16 protein-coding genes are annotated in these 22400 nt (G+C 71.9%); 10 read left to right on the forward strand and 6 right to left on the reverse strand.

Annotation, left to right across the window (positions count from 1 at the left end):
• Positions 1-53: 53 nt before the first annotated feature.
• The 4 genes from AW27_RS24320 to AW27_RS24335 all read left to right on the forward strand — a co-directional run bounded on the left by AW27_RS24320 (position 54) and on the right by AW27_RS24335 (position 3648).
• Positions 54-1415, forward strand: coding sequence for a glutamine synthetase family protein (locus AW27_RS24320; protein WP_037927233.1), 1362 nt, complete (start codon positions 54-56; stop codon positions 1413-1415).
• A gap of 118 nt (positions 1416-1533) precedes the next feature.
• The gene (locus AW27_RS24325; protein ID WP_052031216.1) at positions 1534-2358 is read left to right on the forward strand and encodes an arylamine N-acetyltransferase family protein; all 825 of its coding nucleotides are present in this window, start codon (positions 1534-1536) and stop codon (positions 2356-2358) included.
• 184 nt (positions 2359-2542) lie between these two features.
• Positions 2543-2797 (forward strand): hypothetical protein, encoded by a 255-nt coding sequence (locus AW27_RS24330; RefSeq protein WP_037927230.1) that lies wholly within the window; start codon positions 2543-2545, stop codon positions 2795-2797.
• A 185-nt stretch (positions 2798-2982) separates the two neighbouring features.
• Entirely contained in the window at positions 2983-3648 is a 666-nt protein-coding gene (locus AW27_RS24335) for a hypothetical protein (RefSeq protein ID WP_037927228.1), read from the forward strand.
• A 54-nt stretch (positions 3649-3702) separates the two neighbouring features.
• On the opposite strand, the gene AW27_RS24340 is transcribed toward AW27_RS24335, so the two are convergent.
• Both AW27_RS24340 and AW27_RS24345 read right to left on the reverse strand, forming a co-directional pair.
• A complete protein-coding gene (locus tag AW27_RS24340) occupies positions 3703-5763 on the reverse strand; it encodes a PIG-L family deacetylase (protein WP_037927227.1) in 2061 nt (686 codons plus the stop codon).
• A gap of 261 nt (positions 5764-6024) precedes the next feature.
• Complete coding sequence (locus AW27_RS24345; RefSeq protein WP_236647811.1) at positions 6025-8919, reverse strand: PIG-L family deacetylase; 2895 nt, start codon at positions 8917-8919, stop codon at positions 6025-6027.
• Between the two features lie 355 nt (positions 8920-9274).
• Between AW27_RS24345 and AW27_RS24350 the strand changes: the two genes are divergently transcribed.
• Positions 9275-12292, forward strand: coding sequence for a bifunctional [glutamine synthetase] adenylyltransferase/[glutamine synthetase]-adenylyl-L-tyrosine phosphorylase (locus tag AW27_RS24350; RefSeq protein WP_037927226.1), 3018 nt, complete (start codon positions 9275-9277; stop codon positions 12290-12292).
• A gap of 159 nt (positions 12293-12451) precedes the next feature.
• Here AW27_RS24350 and AW27_RS24355 read toward each other — a convergent pair whose 3' ends face one another.
• The 4 genes from AW27_RS24355 to AW27_RS24370 form a co-directional block, all read right to left on the reverse strand.
• The gene (locus AW27_RS24355; protein ID WP_037927222.1) at positions 12452-13228 is read right to left on the reverse strand and encodes a CAP domain-containing protein; all 777 of its coding nucleotides are present in this window, start codon (positions 13226-13228) and stop codon (positions 12452-12454) included.
• A gap of 964 nt (positions 13229-14192) precedes the next feature.
• Positions 14193-14627 carry a hypothetical protein gene (locus AW27_RS24360; protein ID WP_037927219.1) on the reverse strand — a complete coding sequence of 145 codons (435 nt, stop codon included), beginning with the start codon at positions 14625-14627 and terminating at the stop codon, positions 14193-14195.
• 1137 nt (positions 14628-15764) lie between these two features.
• Positions 15765-16673: a helix-turn-helix domain-containing protein gene (locus AW27_RS24365; protein WP_037927217.1), complete on the reverse strand. Its 909-nt coding sequence runs from the start codon at positions 16671-16673 to the stop codon at positions 15765-15767.
• 202 nt (positions 16674-16875) lie between these two features.
• Positions 16876-17358, reverse strand: coding sequence for an ATP-binding protein (locus AW27_RS24370; RefSeq protein WP_106967673.1), 483 nt, complete (start codon positions 17356-17358; stop codon positions 16876-16878).
• A 101-nt stretch (positions 17359-17459) separates the two neighbouring features.
• Here AW27_RS24370 and AW27_RS24375 point away from each other — a divergent pair, with 101 nt between their 5' ends.
• From AW27_RS24375 to AW27_RS24395, 5 genes are all read left to right on the forward strand, one after another.
• A complete protein-coding gene (locus AW27_RS24375; RefSeq protein WP_037927699.1) occupies positions 17460-18302 on the forward strand; it encodes a helix-turn-helix domain-containing protein in 843 nt (280 codons plus the stop codon).
• A complete protein-coding gene (locus AW27_RS24380; protein WP_037927215.1) occupies positions 18299-18559 on the forward strand; it encodes a DUF397 domain-containing protein in 261 nt (86 codons plus the stop codon). The genes AW27_RS24375 and AW27_RS24380 overlap by 4 nt, the downstream gene beginning before the upstream one ends.
• Positions 18556-19662 carry a hypothetical protein gene (locus tag AW27_RS24385; protein ID WP_037927213.1) on the forward strand — a complete coding sequence of 369 codons (1107 nt, stop codon included), beginning with the start codon at positions 18556-18558 and terminating at the stop codon, positions 19660-19662. The genes AW27_RS24380 and AW27_RS24385 overlap by 4 nt, the downstream gene beginning before the upstream one ends.
• Positions 19659-20159 (forward strand): GNAT family N-acetyltransferase, encoded by a 501-nt coding sequence (locus tag AW27_RS24390; protein ID WP_037927211.1) that lies wholly within the window; start codon positions 19659-19661, stop codon positions 20157-20159. Before AW27_RS24385 ends, AW27_RS24390 begins: the two co-directional genes overlap by 4 nt.
• 147 nt (positions 20160-20306) lie before the next feature.
• Positions 20307-22376 carry a phosphocholine-specific phospholipase C gene (locus AW27_RS24395; RefSeq protein ID WP_037927208.1) on the forward strand — a complete coding sequence of 690 codons (2070 nt, stop codon included), beginning with the start codon at positions 20307-20309 and terminating at the stop codon, positions 22374-22376.
• The last annotated feature ends 24 nt before the right edge of the window (positions 22377-22400 follow it).

A 22400-nucleotide genomic window follows, 5' to 3' on the forward strand; every position in this document is an offset into this window, starting at 1 on the left:
CGCGACCTTCGAGGCGGTGGTGCACAGGCCGTCTGAACTGCGAGGATGAAGGCATGGACAAGCAGCAGGAATTCGTCCTCCGGACGCTTGAGGAGCGCGACATCCGCTTCGTGCGCCTGTGGTTCACCGACGTACTGGGCTTCCTCAAGTCCGTCGCGGTCGCCCCCGCGGAGCTGGAGCAGGCCTTCGACGAGGGCATCGGCTTCGACGGCTCCGCCATCGAGGGCTTCGCACGGGTCTACGAGTCCGACATGATCGCCAAGCCGGACCCGGGCACGTTCCAGATACTGCCGTGGCGCGCCGAGGCCCCCGGGACCGCCCGGATGTTCTGCGACATCCTCATGCCGGACGGCTCCCCGTCCTTCGCGGACCCGCGCTACGTCCTCAAGCGCATCCTCGCCAAGACCTCCGACCTGGGCTTCACCTTCTACACCCACCCGGAGATCGAGTTCTTCCTGCTGAAGGACAAGCCGCTGGACGGCACCCGCCCGGTTCCGGCCGACAACTCCGGCTACTTCGACCACACCCCGCAGAACGTGGGCATGGACTTCCGCCGCCAGGCCATCACCATGCTCGAATCGATGGGCATCTCGGTCGAGTTCAGCCACCACGAGGGCGCCCCGGGCCAGCAGGAGATCGACCTGCGCTACGCCGACGCGCTCTCCACGGCGGACAACATCATGACGTTCCGCCTGGTCATGAAGCAGGTGGCCCTCGAACAGGGCGTGCAGGCCACCTTCATGCCGAAGCCGTTCTCGGAGTACCCGGGCTCGGGCATGCACACCCACCTCTCGCTCTTCGAGGGCGACCGCAACGCCTTCTACGAGTCGGGCGCCGAATACCAGCTCTCCAAGGTCGGCCGTTCCTTCATCGCGGGCCTGCTGCGGCACGCCGCCGAGACGGCCGCGGTCACCAACCAGTGGGTCAACTCCTACAAGCGCATCTGGGGCGGCTCCTCGCGCAGCGCCGGCGCGGGCGGCGAGGCCCCCTCGTACATCTGCTGGGGCCACAACAACCGCTCCGCCCTGATCCGCGTCCCGATGTACAAGCCGGGCAAGATGGGCTCCTCGCGCATCGAGGTCCGCTCGATCGACTCGGGCGCCAACCCGTACCTCACGTACGCCGTCCTCCTGGCGGCCGGCCTCAAGGGCATCGAGGAGGGCTACGAGCTCCCGGCGGGCGCCGATGACGACGTCTGGGCCCTCTCCGACGCCGAGCGCCGCGCGATGGGCATCGAACCCCTCCCGCAGAACCTCGGCGAGGCCATCTCCCTGATGGAGCGCAGCGAGCTGGTGGCCGAAACCCTTGGCGAACACGTCTTCGATTTCTTCCTGCGCAACAAGAAGCAGGAGTGGGAGGAGTACCGCTCGGAGGTCTCCGCCTTCGAGCTGCGCAAGAACCTCCCGGTGCTGTAACCGCAGGAGGAGAAGCAGCGGTCCGGGCCGGTGGCGGCGAGCCACCGGCCCGGAGCCGTCCGGGACCTAGGTCCAATGGCGCATGGCGGCGCTGGGCGGCGCTGGGCAGGGTGGGGGCGTGGAAGCTCTCGACGACGCCCGTACCGATGCCCGTACCGACGCCGGTACGGATGCCTACCTGCGCCGCCTGGGGGTGGCGCGCTCAGAAGGGGTCCGCAGCGGCTCGCTGCGCGAGCTGCACCTGCGGCATCTGCGGACTGTGCCGTTCGAGAACCTCGCGATCCACCTCGGCGAGGAGATCGTGCTCACCCCCGACGCTCTCCACGACAAGATCGTGACCGCCGGACGCGGTGGCATCTGCTACGAACTGAACGGCGCGTTCGCCGAGTTGCTGAGCGCCCTCGGCCACCGGGTGGAGCTCCTCCAGGCCCGGGTCCACGGCAAGGACGGCGTGCTGGGGGTCCCCTACGACCACCTCGCGCTGCGCGTCGACGGGCGCTGGCTCGCGGACGTGGGCTTCGGCGAGCACAGTGCGTACCCGCTCGACCTGGAGGAGCGGGGCGAGCAGCAGGACCCCGGCGGGGTGTTCCTCGTCAGGGCCGCGGCCGGGGACGCCGCTGTGGGGGATCTCGACGTGCTGCGCGACGGTGTGCCGGCGTACCGGCTGGAGGCGCGGCCGCGGGCGCTCGCGGACTTCCGGACCGGTGCCTGGTGGCACGCCACCAGCCCGGAGTCCGGTTTCACCCGGGGCCCGGTCTGTTCCCGGCTCACCGAGGACGGCGGCCGGATCACCCTGCGGGACCGGACCCTCATCAGCACCTCCGCGGACGGTGACCGCACCGAGGTGGAACTGGCGACGGAGGGGGAGGTGCTGGCCGCCTACCGCGCCGAGTTCGGCATCGTGCTCGACCGGCTGCCGGTGGCGCTCCACCCCCGGGACTGACGACGCCCGGGCCGGCCGCACGCGGGGTTCATTCGGGGGGCGCGCATGGGGGGCGTGGAATGTCGAAACGATACAGCCGCTGGCATTGGAGTGAACTGCCGTTCCCGGCGGTGCCTCCGGGCGTTGGACCGGCCGACGCGCACATCGAGCGCGCGTCGTCGATCCACAGATCCTTAGGGGAGTCATGCGTATTCGTTCTGCTGTCACCGCGTCTGTCCTGGCCGCCGGCATCCTGCTGGGCGGGGCCGGTGCCGCCCTGGCCAACGACGGGGTCGACATCGACTACTTCTCCGGCGGTCGCGCGGGCTACTCGTCGAACTGCTCCTCGCTCGCCGCGGTGCCCGCCAGCCGCCCGGCGTTCACGGGCCCGGTCTACACCTCCACCTGCCTCAAGGACGGCGAGGTCGAGTGGGCCAAGGGTCACCACCTGGGTGCCTGATCCGGCGGCCCGCGCCGCGGGGACGAACCGACGGCGAGGTCGGCCGTCCCCGCGGCGTTCGCGGACCGGGGAGCGTGGGGCCACCGGTTTTGGGCAGAACTTTGCCCGCCGGGCCGCATGAAGTCCGCCCGGCGCGTGCAGGCGCACGGGTGGAAACCGCACCGCGCAGCCCCGAGGACCCGTGCATGGCCGTACACGCCGTTCGTCCGCTGATCCGGACGATCCCCGCCCCCGAGCGCGTCTGGTACGCCTCCTACGGCTCCAACATGCACACGGACCGCCTCGCCGCCTACATCGCCGGCGGCGTCCCGCCGGGGGCGACGCACGCGCACCCGGGCTGCCGTGACCGCCGGGCTCCCGAACGCTCCGTTCCGGTCGAGCTCGAAGGGCGCCTGTACTTCGCCACCGAGTCCCTGGTGTGGACCGGCGGCCGGGGCTACTACGACCCCACCGCCCCCGGCCGGCTCCGCGGGCGGGCCCACCTGGTGACCGCCGGCCAGCTGTCCGACATCGCCGCGCAGGAGATGGCCCGGGAACCGTGCGCCGACCTCGACCTCACGACCGTCCTGCGGGACGGCCGCCACACCCTCGGCCCCGGCCGCTACGAGACCCTCGTCTGCCCGGGCACGATCGACGGGATCCCCGTGGTGACCTTCACCGCGCCGTGGACGCTCCGAGACGTCGAACTGCGCACCCCGTCCGCCGCCTACCTGCGCCACCTGGCAACCGGCCTCCTGGACTCCGGCCCCTGGACGCGACAGGACACCGCCGAGTACCTCTCCGGCTGCCCCGGCGCCGCCGGTGCCTGGACCCCCGACCGCATCCACGCCCTCCTGACGGCCGCCTCCTGACGGGCGCCTTCCGTCGGGCGCCTTCCGTCGGGCGCCTTCCGACGGCGCCGCCGGTCAGCGGACCGCGCGGTGCCAGGCGGGCCGGGTGGGGGTGGAGGGGGTGGCGAAGGTGTGGAGTTCGGCGTCCAGGCCGAGGACCGTCGTGGTCGTCGTGCCGCCCTGTTCCCGGACGGCCGCCGGGGCGCCGGCGAAGAGCATGCGGGACTCCACCCAGGCCGGGGGGCCGCCGAGGCCGGAGGTGCTGACCGTGCCGCTGTGCGCGCGGCCCGCCACGTGACGGCCCGCGGCGCCGATCGCGCCGTAGCCGGCCCGGCCGCCCGCCTCGGTGACGCTGGAGACGTGCGGTCGGGGCGCGGGACCCGCCGTGACCACGGCGGTCCGCACCACCCCCGAGTCGGGGCGCCGGAAGTACAGGCGGACGCCCGCGCCGTCCGGGGCGGCCGTCAGCGGGACCGTCGTGGCCGGCAGACCCGTCGGCGAGGGGCCGCGGAGCGGGCCGTCCGGGTCCGCCTGCGTCCAGGCCAGCACCGAGGTTGTGGTCGCCGCGTACACGTGCCGCCGCCCGGCGGCGTCGACCGCCGTGGCCGGGTCGCTCTGCAGGTCCTCGCCGCCGAGCCGCTGCCAGGCGGAGAAGCCGCCGCCGGGCTGCTGGACGGCGGCGCGCAGGGTGCGCCGGGAGTCACGGAGGTAGACCGTGAGCAGGCCGCGGGCGTCCACCGCGGCCGCGGGGGCGCTGATCGCCGAGGTGCCGTCGGCGTCGCCCTTCTCGGGAGTGCCCAGTGACTGCCACGCGCCGAACGCCCCGTCGGGTGCGGTCTGGACGGCGTAGACGACCTCGCGCCGGTAGTCCGAGGGGGCGGGGCCGAGGACGGTGCGGGTGGCGAGGACGGCGACGCGACCGTCGGGCAGCCGGGCGGCGGTCGCCCCCGGGTCGATGCCGGTGCCCGCGAGGAAGACCGGCCTCTCCCAGACCCCGGCGGCATCGCGCCGCCAGTAGGCCATGCGGCCGTCCAGCACGGTGAAGGCCCAGAGGCTGCCGGGCGTCCCCTCCGTCAGCCAGGAGGAGTTGTCGGCGCGGGTGTAGCGCAGCGACTGGGCCCAGTTGCGCCCGGTCGGGTTCCCGGCGACCTTGCGGTCGCCGCAGCCGGAGGGGCTTGCGCAGTAGTCCTGGTGGTCCTGCCAGGCGTAGGTCCGCAGGTAGTCGGTCTTGGTCTCGGCCGTCTGCGGGTCCAGCGAGTGCGGGAGGGTGCCGTTGTGGTAGCCGAGGTAGCTCTGCACCGAGAACTGTGGCCGTCGGTGGACCTGTTCGGCGTAGCCGGCGGTGGCGGCCTGCACGAAGCGGGCGCCGTACATGTGATCCTGGTGGTCGGTCAGGCGGCCGCTCTCCCGGTACCGGCCGGGCGTGGGGTCCTGCATCCGTATCGTCGTGGGCCGGTACCGCTCCAGGACCCCGGCTATCGCCTGTATCAGCTGGTCCTTGGTGTACGAGAAGCCCTGCTTGACCGGGGTCCCGGAGGTCAGTTGGGAGTCCAGCGCGGCTATCCGGCCGTTCCACAGGCCGCGCAGGCTGTCGGGGGTGTCCTGGCCGGTGCTGCGGGCCTCGCGCAGCATCAGCCACACCAGGTTGACCTGCGGCTTCGCGATGAGCACGTCGATCTCGGCGCTGCCGCCGCCCGCAGTGGGCATGACCGTGCGCCGCCACGCGCTGGTGCGGTCGCCGGTGGCCATCTCGGCGTAGGCGGAGCGGATGCCGTTCTGCCGGGCCTCCGCGTAGTGGGCGCGGTCGGCGGGCTGTTCGGGATCGTCGGCCGCGTGGCCGTGCGCCTCGTTGCGGCCGTCGGACTCGCCCGACGTGAGGTAGGCGGTGGTGACCTGGGTGCCGGCCCTCAGGGAGCGGCTGAGGTCGGGGTTCATGAAGAACAGGTCGTCGTCGGGGTGCGCGACGACCTGGATCACCGACCCGGAGGTGACGCTCGCGGGCAGGACGGCGGCCGGGTTCCTCCCCTGGTCGGCTCCGGCGGAGGTCTGCTGTCCGGAGGCCACGGAGAGGAGGCCGGTGGCGCCGGCGGTCAGCACGGTGAGCAGGACCGCGAAGCGGCGACGGGTCACGGGCATCTGGGTACGCCTTGGGTTCGTTCCGGGCAGGACAAAACGCCGAGCAGTCAGAGAGAGGCCGAATCGGCGAACTTGGTTCACCGGACAGGCCGATGACTCCTGCCCTGCGGAGAAGACCCGGGACGACGCACCGCCGCGACGGCGGGTGCCGTCCGGCTCCGATGCCGTCCGGTACGAGTTCTACGAGCCCCGGCGTTTCCGCCGTGTGCCCCACCGCACCGGACGCCGCGACCCGGCAGGCCCCGGCGGTCACGGTGCGGGCTAGGGGGCGGCGTTGCGCGGGCCCACCGGCTGCCACGGCGCAAGGTACGCGTGCGGGGCGTCCGCCGACGAGGTCACGTACAGCCGCGCGTCGAGCCCCACCACCGCCAGGCTGACCATGTTGCTCCCGGTCATCGTGGAGGAGGGCGCGCCGAGGAACATCAGCGGCGAGCGCCCCCACGGCCGTCCCGGACCGACCTCCGCGCCCAGCTGCCCGCCCGCCGCGCGGCCCGCCAGCACGTGCCCGCTCGCCGTCACCGAGCCGAAACCGTTCAGCCCGCCGAGGTCGGTCATGTTGTTGACCTTCAGGCCGTCGTCGGCCGTCATCAGGGCCGTACGGACGTTGCCCGAACCGGGTTTGCGGAACCACAGCCGCACCCCGCCCTCGCGGCCCTCCGCGGTCAGCGGGAGGGCGGTGTCCGGCAGCCCGGTGGCCGTGACCGGGCCCAGCGGGGCGCCCGGCTTCGGCTGCGCCCAGCCGACGACCGTCTTCGAGGTGGCCGCGAGGACCATGCGCCGCCCCGCGCCGTCGGTCGCGGTCACCGGGGCGCCGTGCAGGTCCGCGCCGCCGTACTTCTCCCAGGGGCCCCAACTGCCGTCCGCCTGCTGGACCCGGCCGCGCAGGCTGTGCGCACCGTCGCGGACGTACGCCGCCGGCTGCCCGGTGCCGTCGACCGAAACGGCCGGTGCGCTGATGTCGGAGGTCCAGGTCTGGTCCGCGGTCTCGGGAGTGCCGAGCGACTGCCACTCCCCGAACCCGTCCGCCCCGGGCGCCGTCTGCACCGTGTAGACGACCTCGCGCCGGTAGTCGGCGGGCCGGGCCCCGAAGGAGGTGCGGGTGCCGAAGACGGCGATCCGGCCGTCCTTCAGCGTCACGGCGCCGGTGCCCGGGTCCATTCCGGTGCCGGGCAGCAGGTCCGGGCCGCGCCAGGGGCCGACCGGGCCGGGCCGATGCCAGACGGCGACCTGGCCGTCGAGCACCTTGAAGGCCCACAGGCCGTGGTCCCGGTCAGAGGTCAGCCAGTCGGTTCCGGTGCCACGGGCGTAGTTGACGGTGTCCGTCCAGCGGTTGCCCGCCGGATGCTCGGAGACCTTGAGGTCGCCGCAACCGGCTTCGCTGCCGCAGTGGTTCTGCCGGTCCAGCCAGGCGTAGGTGTCGAGGATGTCCAGCTTCTCCCGGGCCTCCTGCGGGCCCAGTGCGCTGGGGAGGAAGCCGTTGAAGTAGCCGACGTAGTTCTGCACCGCGAAGTGCGGCCGGTCCTTGACGTCCTGCGCGTAGGCGGCCGTGGCCATCTGGACGAAGCGGGCGCCGTAGAAGTGGTCCTGGTGGTCGGTGTACCGCTTGGTGTCGGGATACCGGCCGGGGGTCGGGTCCTGGAAGCGGACGGCGGTCGGCCGGTACTGCTCCAGGACGCCCACGAGGGTCTGGACGACCTGGTCCTTGGAGTACGCGAACCGCTGCTTGACCGGGGTGCCGGAGGAGAGCATCGACTCCAGCCGGGCGACCTTGCCGTCCCACAGGCCGTGCAGGCTGTCAGGCATGTCGGCGTAGCCGTGCCCGGCCTCGCGCATCTGCAGCCAGACCAGGTTGACCTGGGGTTTGGCGACGAGGACGTCGACTTCGGCGTGGCCGCCGCCCTTCGTCGGGACGACGGTGCGCTTCCAGGCGCTGGTGCGGTCGCCGGTGGCCATCCGGGCGTAGGCGGCCCGGATGCCGTTCTGGCGTGCCTCGGCGTAGGCGGGCTTGTCGGGGCGGGCGGTAGCCGCTTGGGCGGGGGCGGCGTTGACCCCGTCGGCCTCGCCCGCGGTCAGGTACACCGAGGTCACGGGGTGGCCGGCGGCTATGGAGTAACGCAGGTCCGGATTCATGAAGTACAGGTCGTCGTCGGGGTGCGCGACGATCTGGACCACCCGGCCCGGGTCGGGGACGGCGCCGGTGGCGACGGTGCCGGGCGGGGCGGGGGAGCGGTCGAGGCCTGCGAGGGCCGCGTTGCCGCGGAGCACGAGCATGCCGGTGGCGGCGATGGCCGCGCCGAGGGCGACGACCTTGACGAGCCCGGCCCACCGCAGCCGCTGCGGCGCCCCGGCCCCGGCCCCGGTTCCGCGCCGCGCCGCCCTGCGTCCGCGGGCCGGGGCCTGCCCCGCCGTGCCCCGCGCGGCGGCTCCCGCTTCGGTCTGGGCCCCGGCTTCTTGCTGAGCTTGAGCTTGAGCTTGAGCCTGCGGCGCGGTCGCGGCTGCGCGGGCCCGCCGGGAGGCTTTCCGGCCCGACGTCGTTTCTGCCCGGCGCGCGGCCCTGCGCCCGCGCCGGGGCTGCCGCGCGGAAGCGGGGTCCGCGCTCTCCTCCGTCGGCCGCGCGGACCCGCCGTGGGTGTCCTCGGCTGCGTCGTGCAGGCTGCGGGGCTCGGGGACCGGTGCCTGCTCGGGCGGGCGGGTGTGATCGGGCTCATACGTCTGCGGGGGCCCGGGGAAGTGGGGGAACTCGTATGCCTGCTGGTGTTGTTGGGGGACCTGAGGTGTGTGGATCTGCCCGTCCTGGAGCGGCGGGAAGACGTGCTGTGCTTCCTGTGGTGGGTACGGCTGCTGGAACTCCGCTGTCTGTTGCGCCTGTTGCCCCTGCTCGGGCCAGCCCGAGCTCCACTCGGGGCTCCACCCGCCGTGCGCGGCGTAACCAAACTCCCCCAGGGAATCCGGGTGTTGGTGCTGGTACGGCAGGTGGGTCTGCTGGTATTGGTGAGACTCGGACTCCTGGCTCTGCGCGTGCTGCCCGTACTCCTCGTATGGCTCGTACTCCCCGTACGGCCCGTACTCCCCGTACCGGTACGCCGGGTCGGGGCCCGGCGCCGAAGGGCCCCAGTCACCCGCGGTGGGACCGGGGCGGGGGTGTCCGTCGGACATGGGGCTCCTCGTGGCCGTTCGGCGGGGAGCGGGCCCCATGACGTCATAAATACTCGGATAATCCGATAATCCTCGTCATGGTACGTCCCGGTGAATCGAACGTCTGCTCCGGCTGTCGGCGCCGTAGCCGCAGCGTTCTGCCGGGGCGCGGCATCCGGGCGGTTGCCTCGCCAAGCGGCGGGCGCCCCGGCTCGTACCGGACGTACTCGCGTGGTCCGATGACGCGGCGAAGGGCCGTACCGGGCGGTGTGACACGGTGAACCTCGGCGGCCACGGCCATGATCCGCCGGACAGGCCCTAGGCTCGACCCAGGCCCGCCAGGGCAGTGGCAGCGACAACCGCGGGAGGCGGCGGGATGACGGTCCCGGGACGCAGGAGCAGCACCTTCATCCGGCTGCTGCGCAGCGGGTTCACCGACCCCTCCGCAGCCGCCCGGCTGCTCGACTCCGAGGCGCTCGCCGCCGTACGCGCCGATCCCGTCCTCCTCGACGCCCTCGGGGCGACCGCCGACCCCGACCTGGCCCTGCGCGGGCTGGTCCGACTCGCCGAGGCGCAGCCCGACGGCGAGCTCCCCGTACTCCTCGACACCCTCGTCAGCGCCAAACCCCTCCGCGACCGCCTCCTGGGCGTACTCGGAGCCTCCGAGGCCCTCGGCGACCACCTGGCCCGCCACCCCCGCGACTGGCTCGACCTCGTCACGTACGAGGCCGCCGACCTGCACCCCGGCCTTCCCGAGTTCGAGCGGGGCCTCGCCGACGCCCACGACCCCGTCGCCCTGCGCGTCTCCTACCGGCGCTGCCTGCTCTCGATCGCGGCCCGCGACGTCTGCGGCACCATCGACGTCGCCCAGACCGCCGCCGAACTCGCCGACCTCGCCACCGCCACCCTCCGCGCCGCCCTGCGGATCGCCTGCGCCGCCGCCCCCGAGGACGCGGCGCTCTGCCGTCTCGCCGTCATCGCGATGGGCAAGTGCGGCGGCAACGAGCTCAACTACGTCTCCGACGTCGACGTGATCTTCGTCGGTGACACGGCAGCAGCGCCTGCCCAGGGCGGGGCCGCCGGGGACGGCGCCGACGAGGCCAAGGCCCTCCAGGCCGCCACCCGCCTCGCCTCGCACCTGATGCGGATCTGCTCCGAGACCACCGTCGAGGGCACCATCTGGCCCGTCGACGCCAACCTCCGTCCCGAGGGCCGCAACGGACCCCTCGTCCGCACCCTCGCCTCACACCTGGCCTACTACCAGCGCTGGGCCAAGACCTGGGAGTTCCAGGCCCTCCTCAAGGCCCGCGCCGTCGCCGGAGACGAGGATCTGGGCTCCGAGTACATCGAGGCCATAAGCCCGCTGGTCTGGCAGGCGGCCGAACGCGAGAACTTCGTCCCCGACGTCCAGAAGATGCGCCGCCGCGTCGTCGACAACATTCCCGCCGCACACGTCGACCGCGAACTCAAACTCGGCCCCGGCGGCCTGCGCGACGTCGAGTTCGCCGTCCAGCTGCTCCAGCTCGTCCACGGCCGAAGCGACGCCACCCTGCACTCCGGCACCACCCTCGACGCCCTGCACGCCCTCGCCGCCGGCGGATACGTCGGCCGTGCCGACGCCGCCCAGCTGCACGACGCGTACCGCTTCCTGCGCGCCATGGAACACCGCATCCAGCTCTACCGGCTGCGCCGTACCCACCTGGTGCCGGAGGACGAGAACGACCTCCGGCGCCTGGGCCGCTCGATGGGCCTGCGCACCGAACCCGTCGCCGAGCTCAACAAGGCCTGGCGCCGGCACGCCTCCGTGGTCCGGCGCCTGCACGAGAAGCTCTTCTACCGTCCGCTGCTCGACGCCGTCGCCCAGCTCGCCCCCGGCGAGACCCGGCTCTCCCCGCGCGCCGCCGGCCAGCGTCTCGAAGCCCTCGGCTACGCCGACCCGGCCTCGGCCCTGCGCCACCTGGAGGCCCTCGCCTCCGGCGTCACCCGCAAGGCCGCCATCCAGCGCACCCTGCTCCCGGTGATGCTCGGCTGGTTCGCCGACTCCGCCGACCCGGACGCCGGCCTGCTCAACTTCCGCAAGGTCTCCGACGCCCTGGGCAAGACGCCCTGGTACCTGCGTCTGCTGCGCGACGAGGGGGCCGCCGCCGAGAACCTCGCCCGGGTGCTGTCCGCCGGACGCCTCGCCCCCGACCTGCTGATGCGCGCCCCCGAGGCGGTGGCCCTGCTCGGCGACCCCGAAGGGCTCCAGCCCCGCACCCACGAGGCCCTGCGCCAGGAGGTCCTCGCCGCCGTGGGCCGCGCCGAGAATCCGGAGACCGCCGTCGCCGCCGCCCGCGGAGTGCGCCGCCGCGAGCTCTTCCGTACCGCCGCGGCCGACATCATCGGCTCCTACGGTACGGAGGACAGCCCGGCCGAGGAGGACCACGGCGCTCTGGTCGACCGGGTCGGCGGGGCGGTCTCCGACCTCACCGCCGCGACGATCGCGGGCGCCCTGCGCGCCGCCGTCCAGTCGCACTTCGGCGACACCCTGCCCACGCGGTTCGCCGTCATCGGCGTCGGCCGATTCGGCGGCCACGAACTCGGCTACGGATCCGACGCCGACGTCCTCTTCGTCCACGAACCCCGCGAGGGCGTCGACGAGCAGGAGGCCGCCAAGGCCGCCCAGACCGTCATCGCCGAGATGCGCCGACTGCTCCAGCTGCCCACCGCGGACCCGCCGCTGCTCATCGACGCCGACCTGCGTCCCGAGGGCCGCTCCGGCCCGCTGGTGCGCACACTGGCCTCCTACGCCGCCTACTACCGGCGCTGGTCGCTGACCTGGGAGAGCCAGGCGCTGCTGCGGGCCCAGCCGGTCGCCGGCGAGGAGGAGCTCGGGCGCCGCTTCATCGAGCTGATCGACCCGCTGCGCTATCCGGCGGAGGGCCTCGGCGACGACGCCGTCCGGGAGATCCGCCGCCTCAAGGCCCGGATGGAGTCGGAGCGGCTGCCGCGCGGCGCCGACCCGACCCTGCACACCAAGCTGGGCCGCGGCGGTCTGAGCGACGTCGAGTGGACCGTCCAGCTGATCCAGATGCGGCACGCCTGGGCCGAACCGGGCCTGCGGACCACCCGCACCCGCGAGGCCCTCGCGGCCGCCCACGCGGCGGGGCTGATCCCGACCGACGAGGCACAGATCCTGGACGAGGCCTGGGTCCTGGCGACCCGGGTCCGCAACGCCGTGATGCTGGTGCGGGGCCGCGCCGGGGACACCTTCCCGTCCGAAGCCCGTGAACTGGCGGCGGTGGGCCGCTACCTCGGCTACGCCGAGGGCACGGTCGGCGAACTGCTGGACGACTACCGGCGCACCACGCGCCGGGCCCGCGCGGTGGTCGAGGAACTCTTCTACGGAGGCTGAACGGCCTTCTGCCGCACGGCACCGGAGCCCCGGATCCGCGACGGCGGGACGTCGGACCCGCGTGGGTCCGACGCCCGCCGTCGCGCGGTGGGCCGTCGCGCGGTGGGCCGTCGCGCGGTGGGCCGTCGCGGGGTGGGCCGTCGCGCGGTGGCGCGGGCGTCAGCGGGCCGTGCCGAAGTCCTGCGTCCAGTAGTTGCCGGGCTGGGCCAGGCCGATGCCGATCTCCTTGAAGGAGCAGTTCAGGATGTTCTCCCGGTGGCCCTGGCTGTTCATCCAGCCCTCCATGACCTTCTCGGGCGTGCTGTAGCCGTAGGCGACGTTCTCGCCGTACGTGCTCCAGGTGTAGCCGGCGCGGGTGATGCGCGTGCCGGGGTTCGACCCGTCGGAGCCGGTGTGGGACATGTTGCTGTGGGCGGCCATGTCCGCGCTGTGGTCCTGCGCGGCCTTCGTGAGCTGGGCGTTCAGGGTGACCGCCGGGCACCCGGCGGCGGCGCGCTCCTGGTTGACCAGGGCGAGGACCGCGGCGACCGAGCCGGAGGCGGTCGGCGCGGGCGAGGTCTTCGGCGGCTGGGGCGCCTGCGGCTTCTTGGTGACCGGCGGCTTCGCCGGCTGCGGCGCGGCCTTCGGCGGCTGCGTCTGCGAAGGCCGGGAAGGCGGGGAGGGCTGCGCGGGCCGGGAGGTCTCCTCGACCGGCTGCGCGGGGGCTGTGGGGCTGCTCGGCGCCGTCGGAACGCCGACCGGGACCATGAGGTCCGGGGCGGCGGAGGGCTCGGACTGCCACGGGCGCTGCGCCTGGTGGCTCGCGGTGCGCGTCCGGCCGGCGTCGTCGCCGCCGTTGAAGCAGGCGAGAGCGGCCGTGGGGACACCCACGATTCCGAGGGCGCTGACGCCGATGACTATTTTCCGGTACTGCTTCTTCTTCCGATGCTTCTGCATGCGTGACCTCATTCGGTGATCGCGAAGCTTCCGGCGCCGGAACTGCGGGACGCCGGAATGGTCGACATTCTTAGAAGCCCGCCATTGGCCTGGCAAGTTTCCGTTTCGCGTTCACGCGGGGGATTCGGCACGCCGCTTGAAACAGGCCGTTGATCGTGCATGGTCACGATCTGGTCACTGTCGCAACCATGTGATGTGTCTTCAGGAGCGGCCGTGACCAGGGAAGTAGGGCGCAGGTCATGCGGTAGCGAGCATTCCGTTCCCGCAGGAGAGGGGAATGTCGAATCCAAAACGGACAAATGTCGAAATGTCGATGAGGTGGCGCGCCCGGGAAGTCCTCCGGTGCCGAGGTTCCGGTCGTGACGCATGTCACGCAACCGGGGGTCGGATCGTGGCGTCGGGGGCCGCGTCGCAAGTAGGGCATGGTACGACCAGGATTTGTCTGGGTTTGTAGCGTGAGGTCGAGGTTTCGTCGGGGCCGGAGGCGGTCGCGGCCGTGGGGCGGAGGGTCGCGGCGAGATGTTGACGTGTCCGTCCTTGCGGAAGTCGCTGATGGCGGCGCTGCGCAGGGAAGGTGTGGTGCGAGGGGTTCTCGGTGCCCCGGCTACGTCTCATTCACGTGGCGAGGTCGACGCAGGTGGTGTCGAAGGCGCCCCCGCTGGTGAGTCGGTGGATGCGTTCGACGGTCCTGCTCGGTTCTCATGGGCCCCGCCATTCACGTGATCACGAGCGCCGCACCTGTGCTGCTTTCCGAGTTCCCCTCCCGCGCATCGGGCATGACGTCACGTCATGCACGAAGCCGGAGAACGGCCGACCGGACCAATCTCCACCGTGCGGTGTCCCTGCCTCAGGACCGTCCGGATCGCGGCGAGGGCGCGCGCGGAGCGGGGGAGGCCTGATTTCATTGCCTGCCCCGAGGTCGAGGCCCAGGACGGCACAGCAATCCGGCGCTCGACATCGGGCATCAGAAGAACGTGGTGAATATCAGAAGTGCGCCAGCGGCCGCGAATCCGAGCCCGAACCAGCCGAGGATCGGAACGAAGACGAATGCGACTGCGGCGCGCAGCACGAAGAACTGAATCGGCCATTTCTCGGCTACGTGGGGGCGTGTGGGTAGACAGGTGAGGGGTACCGGGCCTCCGATCGGCGGCAGCATTCCCTCCCATGAGTCCAGGGTCACCTTGTGATTCCCGCCCGAAGGTCCTTGGTATGTCACGACGACGCGACTTCCGTCGCGCATGCTCACATACCCCAGACATCTCCCCTCGGTGCGTACGCCGTGCCTCTTGAGGCAAAACTGGTTGAACACTCTTCGGGCCATCCACTGAGTCACCCAAAGGATTCCGCAGGAGACGAACAGGAAGAAGAATCCAAGTATCAGGCCGCCGAGTCCGCTCATTCGCAACCTTCCTCTCGTGGTCGTCCGAGAGCGGTAGTTTTCCCGCCGGGACATCCGGGTTCAGGGGGTCAGTTGTTCGTGCCCGATTCCTTGATGCGCCATCAGGTTGGTATGGGTGGAAGCGAGACACTCGCCAAAAATCAAGGCCAGCGCGACCGTGTACAGCGCTTGTGGAACCTTGTCCGCGAAGGCTTCCAGATGGGGGAGGAGGCCGCGGCCCTCACCTTCTCGCGGTCGAAGACGGCGGGGGATTCCTTCCCGGCCTGCGGTGCGGGGCGCGGGGCCTCGGCTCGTGCTCGCACCTGCTGGGAATCGAGCCAGGCGATGGGCGCTAATTCAGTGGCGTCTGAGGCGAGTTGCACCATAGTTCCCCACTTGTCCACTGCTCGGATGTCTCGGTGTCTGGGTATCAGGCAAGAGTGGACGATTGTATCAATGCAAGTTGCAGGAAAACGGACTTGGGGTGTCTCAAGACTTCATGCTCAAGGGGGAGTTGAAAGCCGGCCGCCTACTGGGCTCAACGGATCCCCCAAGCGAGTTCACCGCTGCCAAGACCTGGGGGTCGCACTCCTCTTCGGCCGCTTTCCCCCGCCGTCCAACGTGGGAAATCCGTCATGGGTAAACCCAACCCGGAGTACCGGAACGGCTTCTTGCGTCGGGCTCGCGATCCGGAGGAGCCAGCGACGACTTCCAGTGGTGGGAGTGCCGCTCCTGCCTGCGGTCAGGTTGGTTGCAGGCTACGGGGATGCGCGGCCGGTCTGGGTGTGACCGATGGGGGTGCAGACAGGCGGGCGCGCCTTCGTGATCAGTGTCCAAGCCCAATGGGACGAGGTGGCCCGTACCTGCTGATCCTTGACCTATCCCCGCGGTGCCGGTGAAACCGGGGGCGCTGGACACTGGACGGATCGCCGACCTGCACTGTGCCCCACCAGGCGCCGTCGACGGCAAAGCACTCACGGGACCAGTCGGTCTCATCGCGGCGCGCCGGCAGGGACCTCGCCCGGCGGGCGGCGGGACCTGGCGGCGATCGTCGCCCGCTCCCGCTCCCGCTCGGGCGACGCGGTCGGCCGCACAGCATCGTTTACGGACGTGGCTGCGGGTGAGTCGCTGTAGCGCGTGGGCACCGGAGCGCGCGGCTCAGGCGGCGGTGGTCGCCGTCCCGGCCGTCGGCGGTGGCGTGCAGCTGCGGCAGCGGCCGGGGGCGGGGGAGCGGAAGGCGAGCTCGCAGCCGTCGCACGTGCGGAGGGGGTGGACGGTGAGGTCCGGGCCGGCCGGGTGGGGCGCTCGGGGATCCGGCAGGCGGGGCGGCAGTTGTTCCCGCAGGCGGTGGGCGAGCAGCGCGGCGGGGGAGTGGATCGGCACTGCCGGAAGCGAGCGGGAGAGGGCCGCCGTGACGGCGCTCGGGGTCACCCCGCGCTCCAGCCATTCCGCCGCGGCGGGCGCCAGTCGTACGGCGTCCCGCTCGGACAGCGTCAGCCGCGGGTCGCGCAGCCGCAGCCGGGCCAGCAGTTCCCGTGCCTCCGACTCGGCCTCGGGGGTGACGGTTTCGGGCGCGGGCGCGGGCGCGGGCGCGGGCGCGGGCGCGGGTTCAGGTTCGCGGTGCGGGCCGGGCCGGGGTTCAGGCTCCGGGTCGGGGTCCGGCCGAGGGGTGGGCATCGGCTCGGGCCGCCGAGGCGGCAGCCGCTGCTCGCGGCTCGCCTCGGCCATCGCGGGCGGGTTGTTGTACGAGATCGTGCAGGTCACGACCCGCCCCGTCGGCAGCCGCTCCTGGAACCGGGCCAGGTAGCCGTACCGCTCCAGCTCGCGCAGGGCGGTGGCGATGCGGACCTCACCCTCCGGGAAGCGCGCGGCGAGGGCCTTGATGGTCACCTTCGAGCCGGTCGGGAGCGACTGGATGTGCGCGGCCAGGCCGATCGCCGCCAGACTCAGCTGGCGGTGCTGGGCGAGATGGTTGCCGATCTTGACGTAGCCGCGGCGGTGGTCGTGGTTGACGTGCCGGATGCCCGACGGGACGCGCGAGGGCGCGCTAAGCTGCTGGTCAGCCATGGGGAAGGTGTCGCTTCCGCTGTGGTCAGGCCCTCGCCCGGGATTGCCGTCCCGGCCGGGGGCCGAATGCGTTTTATGGGGTTGTCGGGAGTCAGAGTGCCCGGCGAATTGGCTTATGCGCCAGCCCGGTTGGGGTGATTCACCCGACCGAGTGAGAGGGGAGGGGGAGGTGTGGAAGGTCATTTCTCCCGGTGGTTAGTCTTTAGGCGTCGTGTGGGACCGGATATTGATCCACCGGGTCGCGGAAACCTCGATCCGGTGGAATCGGACTCGCCACATCAATTTCCGCCCACACCGTCTTCAGTGGCGCCGGACCGAGATCCGTTCCCCACCGCGCGGCGAGCGCGGACACCAGTACCAGCCCCCGCCCCGACTCTGCGTCGGGGTCCGGCGCCCCGCAGGCTGCGGGTGGTGCGAACTCCCGCCGCGTGTCCGACACTTCGATACGGAGCGTAGGGCCCTGCGTGAGGTGCAGCGCGAGCCGGAAATCCCGCCCGCGCACTCTGCCGTGGGTTACGGCGTTCGCGGCGAGTTCGGCGACGACCTGTGCCGCATCCTCGAACGGAAGCTTTCGCTCAGTGAGTTGGGCCACTGCGAGCGCGCGTGCGGCGCGGGCTCCGCGCGGGGTGGAGGGGAGCGTGGCGACGAGGGAGGTTTCCTGATTCACGTGACTCAGCGTGGCCATCCGTGCGTAGTCTGAACAGAGTTGAGGATGCTGTGTACGACGGTTGTCCAGAGCGGTCCCGTGGTGTCCTCGCGGTCCAAGGGGAGGCGGATGTGAGCACGATGGACGGTGCCGACGAATCGAGCTGGGAACTCGATCCGGAGGACGAATCCGGGGCGGTCGTCGCCACGGTGGGACGCCAGCTGAAGATGTGGCGTGAGGCGGCGGGTTTTGACCGAACCAAATTCGGTGAGCGGATGGGATACGGGGCGAACCTGATCTACAAGATCGAGCGCGGAGCCCGTATTCCGCGCCCGGAGTTCCTGGACAAGGCGGACGAGGTCCTCGGGGCGGGCGGGAAAATCGCCGCCATGAAGGCCGATGTCGAAAGGGCCCGCTACCCCAAGAAGGTCCGGGATCTGGCCAAGTTGGAGTCCGAGGCGGTGGAGATCGGGTCCTACGACAACGTCGTGGTGACGGGCCTGCTCCAGACGGAGGCCTACGCCCGCGCCCTGTTCGGGCTGAGGCGCCCGGGGTTCTCGGAGGACGAGGTCGAACGCCTGGTCGCCGCGCGGCTCGCCCGGCAGAGGATCCTCCAGCGACATCCGGCCCCGCTGCTGACCGTCGTACAGGAAGAGGCTGTGCTCCGACGGCCCATCGGGGGCAAGATGGTGTTGCGCGGCCAGTTGGAACACCTGTTGGAGGTCGGCAGGCTGCGCACCGTCGAGATCCAGGTGATGCCCATCGCGGTCGAGGAGCATTCCGGGCTCGCTTCATCGTTCAAGGTCATGCGTCTCAAGGACGGAACGACGTTGGGGTACAACGAAGTTCAGCTGGCCAGCCGCTTGATCACCGAGCCCAAAGAGGTTCAGCTCCTGGACATGCGCTATGGCATGATCCGGGCACAGGCCCTGACGCCTCGGGCATCGCTGACGTTCATCGAAAAGGTATTGGGGGAGACATGACCATCAAGCCGTCGAGCGAGGGCCTCTCCGCCCTCGCGTGGGTCAAGAGCAGCTACAGCACGGCCGATGGACCGGACTGCGTTGAGGTCGCCTGGACCAAAAGCAGCTTCAGCACCAACGACGGCCCCGACTGCATCGAGGTCGCCCACACCCCCGGCACGGTCCTCGTCCGGGATTCCAAGCGGCCCGAGGGCGCACGCCTCGCCGTCACCCCGGACGCCTGGAGCGGTTTCGTGGCGCACGCCGCCATCGTGTGAGCCGCTGGGACACAGCCGTCGAGACCGTACTCCGGAAGCGGTGGCCGGACCCGGCCTGCTGGGACGCGGTGGTCGACGCCGTGTGCTCCGAGGAGTCGAGCTACGACGCCGACCAGGCGCTGATCCAGGCAGGCACGGCCATCGCCCGGCACGCCGACCGGATCGCCGTGGACCTCCGCCAACAGCAGGGGGCCTTCGGGACCGCCGTCGGCCACGACGTGAGCGTGCGCGCCCTCGCCCTCGCGGGAACGGGTGACCTGCGGGCCCTACCGGCCCTGCACTCCCTCGCCGAGCATGGCGGGCTGCCGTACAGCCGCCCGGAAGCCCGGGTCATGGCCGCGCTGCCCCCGGCCGAGCTGGCCGCGATCATGCGGACCAAGCTGCGGCGCGACGGCGACTGCTACCACGGGAACACCACCGCCCTCGAAGTCCTCGCGCTCTGCGGTGCCGACGCCGCACTTGCCGTGGACGACGTGGCCCGGCGCCTGGACACGCAGTACGCCTACGACGCGATGCGCGTGCTCGGCCGGATCGGCCCGCCGGCCGCCGCCACGGCGGACCGGCTGGCCGCGTACGCCACCGGTCGGGGCCGCGGGGCCGGCGGCTCCTACCCGCGCCGCGCGGCCTGGGCGCACTGGAGGGTCACCGGTGACCCCGCCCTCGCCCTCGACGTGTGCGGGGCGGCCGTGCGGTCCGGGACGGCCAGCCACGGCCTGCCCTTCCTCGCCGACCTCGGCCCGCTGGCCGCCGTACACACAACGCCCGTGCGCCGCCTGATGGATTCGCCCGGAGCGTGGACCAGGACGTACGCCGCGCACGCGTACTGGCGGATCACCGGCGACCCGGAGCCGGCCGTGCCGGTGCTGCTGGCCGAGGTGGACCCGGCCTGGGACGGCGGTCCGGCCCTACCGGTACGGGAGGCCGTCCGGGTCCTCGGGGAGATCGGCGGCCCGGCCGTTTCGGCGGCGCCCCTGCTGCGCAGGATCCTCGCGCAGGAGGAACGGCTCGGCCGGCCCTGGGACGGCGTACGGATCCTCGCCGATCAGGCCTACGTCCGTACGCTCACCGAAGCGCTGGAAGGGATCGACGGGTGGGGGAAGTGAAGTTCACGACGCGCCGCGCGGGCCCGGGCGACGGAGACGTCCTCGGCGGAATCCACGCCGCCGCCTGGGAGGCGGCGTACACGCCGCTCTTCGATCCGGGGTTCGCCGCGGACGGCATCGCGAGCAGGCGCGCCCGCTGGCACGCACGGATCGCGGCGCAGGACTCCACGATCCTGCTGGCCGGAGGGTACGGCCGGCCGGTGGCCATGTCCGTCTTCCGCCCGTCCGCGACCAGGCCCGGCCTCGCCGAGATCCTCTCCTTCTACAGCCACCCCGACAGCTGGGGAACGGGCGTCGCCGCGGCCCTGATGACCGGGACGCTGGAGTACCTGCGCGCCGACGGTGTCACCCGCGCCCACCTGTGGACCCTGCGCGACACCCCGCAGTCCCGTCGCTTCTACATCAAGTGCGGTTTCGCGGAGACCGGCGCCGACCGCCCGTACGACTTCGGTGACGGCAACCCCCTCACCCAGGTCGAGTACGAACGGGGGTGCTGAGGGCGGCGCGCCGAACTCCGGTGGAATCCGCCCGTCGTTCGCCTGCCGTACCCGCCGACGTCACATCCGGCACCCTCTCCGGTCCTCCGGGCGCGCTGTTCTTGTGAGCGCTCCACCACCCGCGAACGAAGCAGAGGTCGTCACCCCATGGCAGAACTCAACCGCCGCCGCTTCCTCCAGCTCACCGGCGGCGCAGCCGCCCTGACCCTGCTGGGCGAGAGCATCGCCCGCGCCGCCGCGATCCCCGCCCAGGGGACGACGGGCACCCTCGCCGACGTCGAGCACATCGTGGTCCTGATGCAGGAGAATCGTTCCTTCGACCACTACTACGGCGCCCTGCGCGGCGTCCGCGGCTTCGGCGACCCGCGCCCGGTGACCCTGCCCAGCGGCAAGTCCGTCTGGCACCAGGCCGACCGGGCGGGCAAGGAGACACTGCCCTTCCGGCCCCCGTCCGACGACCTCGGCATGGAGTACCTCCAGGGCCTCAACCACGACTGGGCAGGCGGGCAGAGCGCCTTCAACAAGGGCAGGTACGACAACTGGGTGCCCGCCAAGACGCCCGCCACCATGGCCTACCTGACGCGCGAGGACATCCCCTTCCACTACGCCCTCGCCGACGCGTTCACCATCTGCGACGCCTACCACTGCTCCTTCATCGGCTCGACCGACCCCAACCGCTACTACCTCTGGTCGGGCCACACCGGCAACGACGGCAAGGGCGGCGGCCCGGTCCTCAACAACGCCGAAGCCGGTTACGACTGGACCACCTACCCCGAGCGCCTGGAGGCGGCCGGGATCTCCTGGAAGATCTACCAGGACATCGGCGACGGCCTGGACGCCGCCGGCTCCTGGGGCTGGATCAACGACGCCTTCCGCGGGAATTATGGCGACAACTCGCTGCTCTACTTCAACAAGTACCGCGATGCCCGGCCCGGCGACCCACTCCACGACAAGGCCCGCACCGGCACGAACGCCAAGGCCGGCGAAGGCTACTTCGACGGGCTGCGCGCGGACGTCACGGCCGGCACCCTGCCGCAGGTGTCCTGGATCGCCGCCCCCGAGGCGTTCACCGAGCACTCCAACTGGCCCTCGAACTTCGGGGCCTGGTACATCGCGCAGGTGCTGGACGCGCTGACGTCCAACCCCGACGTGTGGGCCCGTACCGCGCTGTTCATCACCTACGACGAGAACGACGGCTTCTTCGACCACGTCGTCCCGCCGTACGCCCCGGCCGACGCGAGCCAGGGCCTGTCGACCACCCCGACCGCCCTCGACGTCTTCCCCGGCAAGCCCGGCTACGTCGCCGGACCGTACGGGCTGGGACCGCGCGTGCCGATGCTCGTCGTCTCGCCCTGGAGCACCGGAGGCTACTCCTGCTCCGAGACCTTCGACCACACCTCCGTGATCCGCTTCATGGAGGAGCGCTTCGGCGTGCACGAGCCCAACATCTCGCCCTGGCGGCGCGCCGTCTGCGGCGACCTGACCTCGGCCTTCGACTTCGCCCGCAAGGACACCTCCACGGCGACGCTGCCCGACACCGGCCTGTGGGAGCCGCAGGACCGCGAGCGGCACCCCGACTTCCGGGCCACCCCGCCGGCCGTGGGGTCCATGCCGCGCCAGGAGAAGGGCCAGTGCCGTACCAGGCCGCTGAAGTACGCCCCGTACGTCGACGGCGCCGCGCTCACCGCCGAGGGCAGGTTCCGGCTGACCTTCAGCGGCGGGCCGGACCTGGGCGCGCAGTTCTACGTCACCTCCGCCAACCGGACCGACGCCCCCTGGACGTACACCACCAAGGCGGGAACGTCGGTCTCGGACACCTGGAACACCCGCTATTCGGCCGGTGTCACCGACCTGACCGTCCACGGCCCCAACGGCTTCCTGCGTGCCTTCCGCAATCCCGGCACCACCCCCGGCCCCGAGGTCACCGCACGCCACAACGCCACCACCGGCAACCTGGACCTCACCCTCACCAACGCGGGGGCGTCGACGGCGACGCTCACCGTCACCAACGCCTACGGCGGGGGAGCCAAGCGCCTCACGGTCGCCCAGGGCGCCACCGTCACCCACACCGTGTCCCTGAAGAACACGCGACGCTGGTACGACGTGACGGTCACCTCGTCCGAGACCGCGGACTTCGGCCGCCGCTTCGCCGGCACGGTCGAGACCGGCGCGGCCGGCCTCTCCGACCCGGCGATTCTGACGGACCGCTCTTCCTGACCCCGGGAGCCCCCGCCCCCACCC

Origin of the sequence: Streptomyces sp. PCS3-D2 (genome assembly GCF_000612545.2) — a bacterium.
GTDB lineage: Bacteria > Actinomycetota > Actinomycetes > Streptomycetales > Streptomycetaceae > Streptomyces.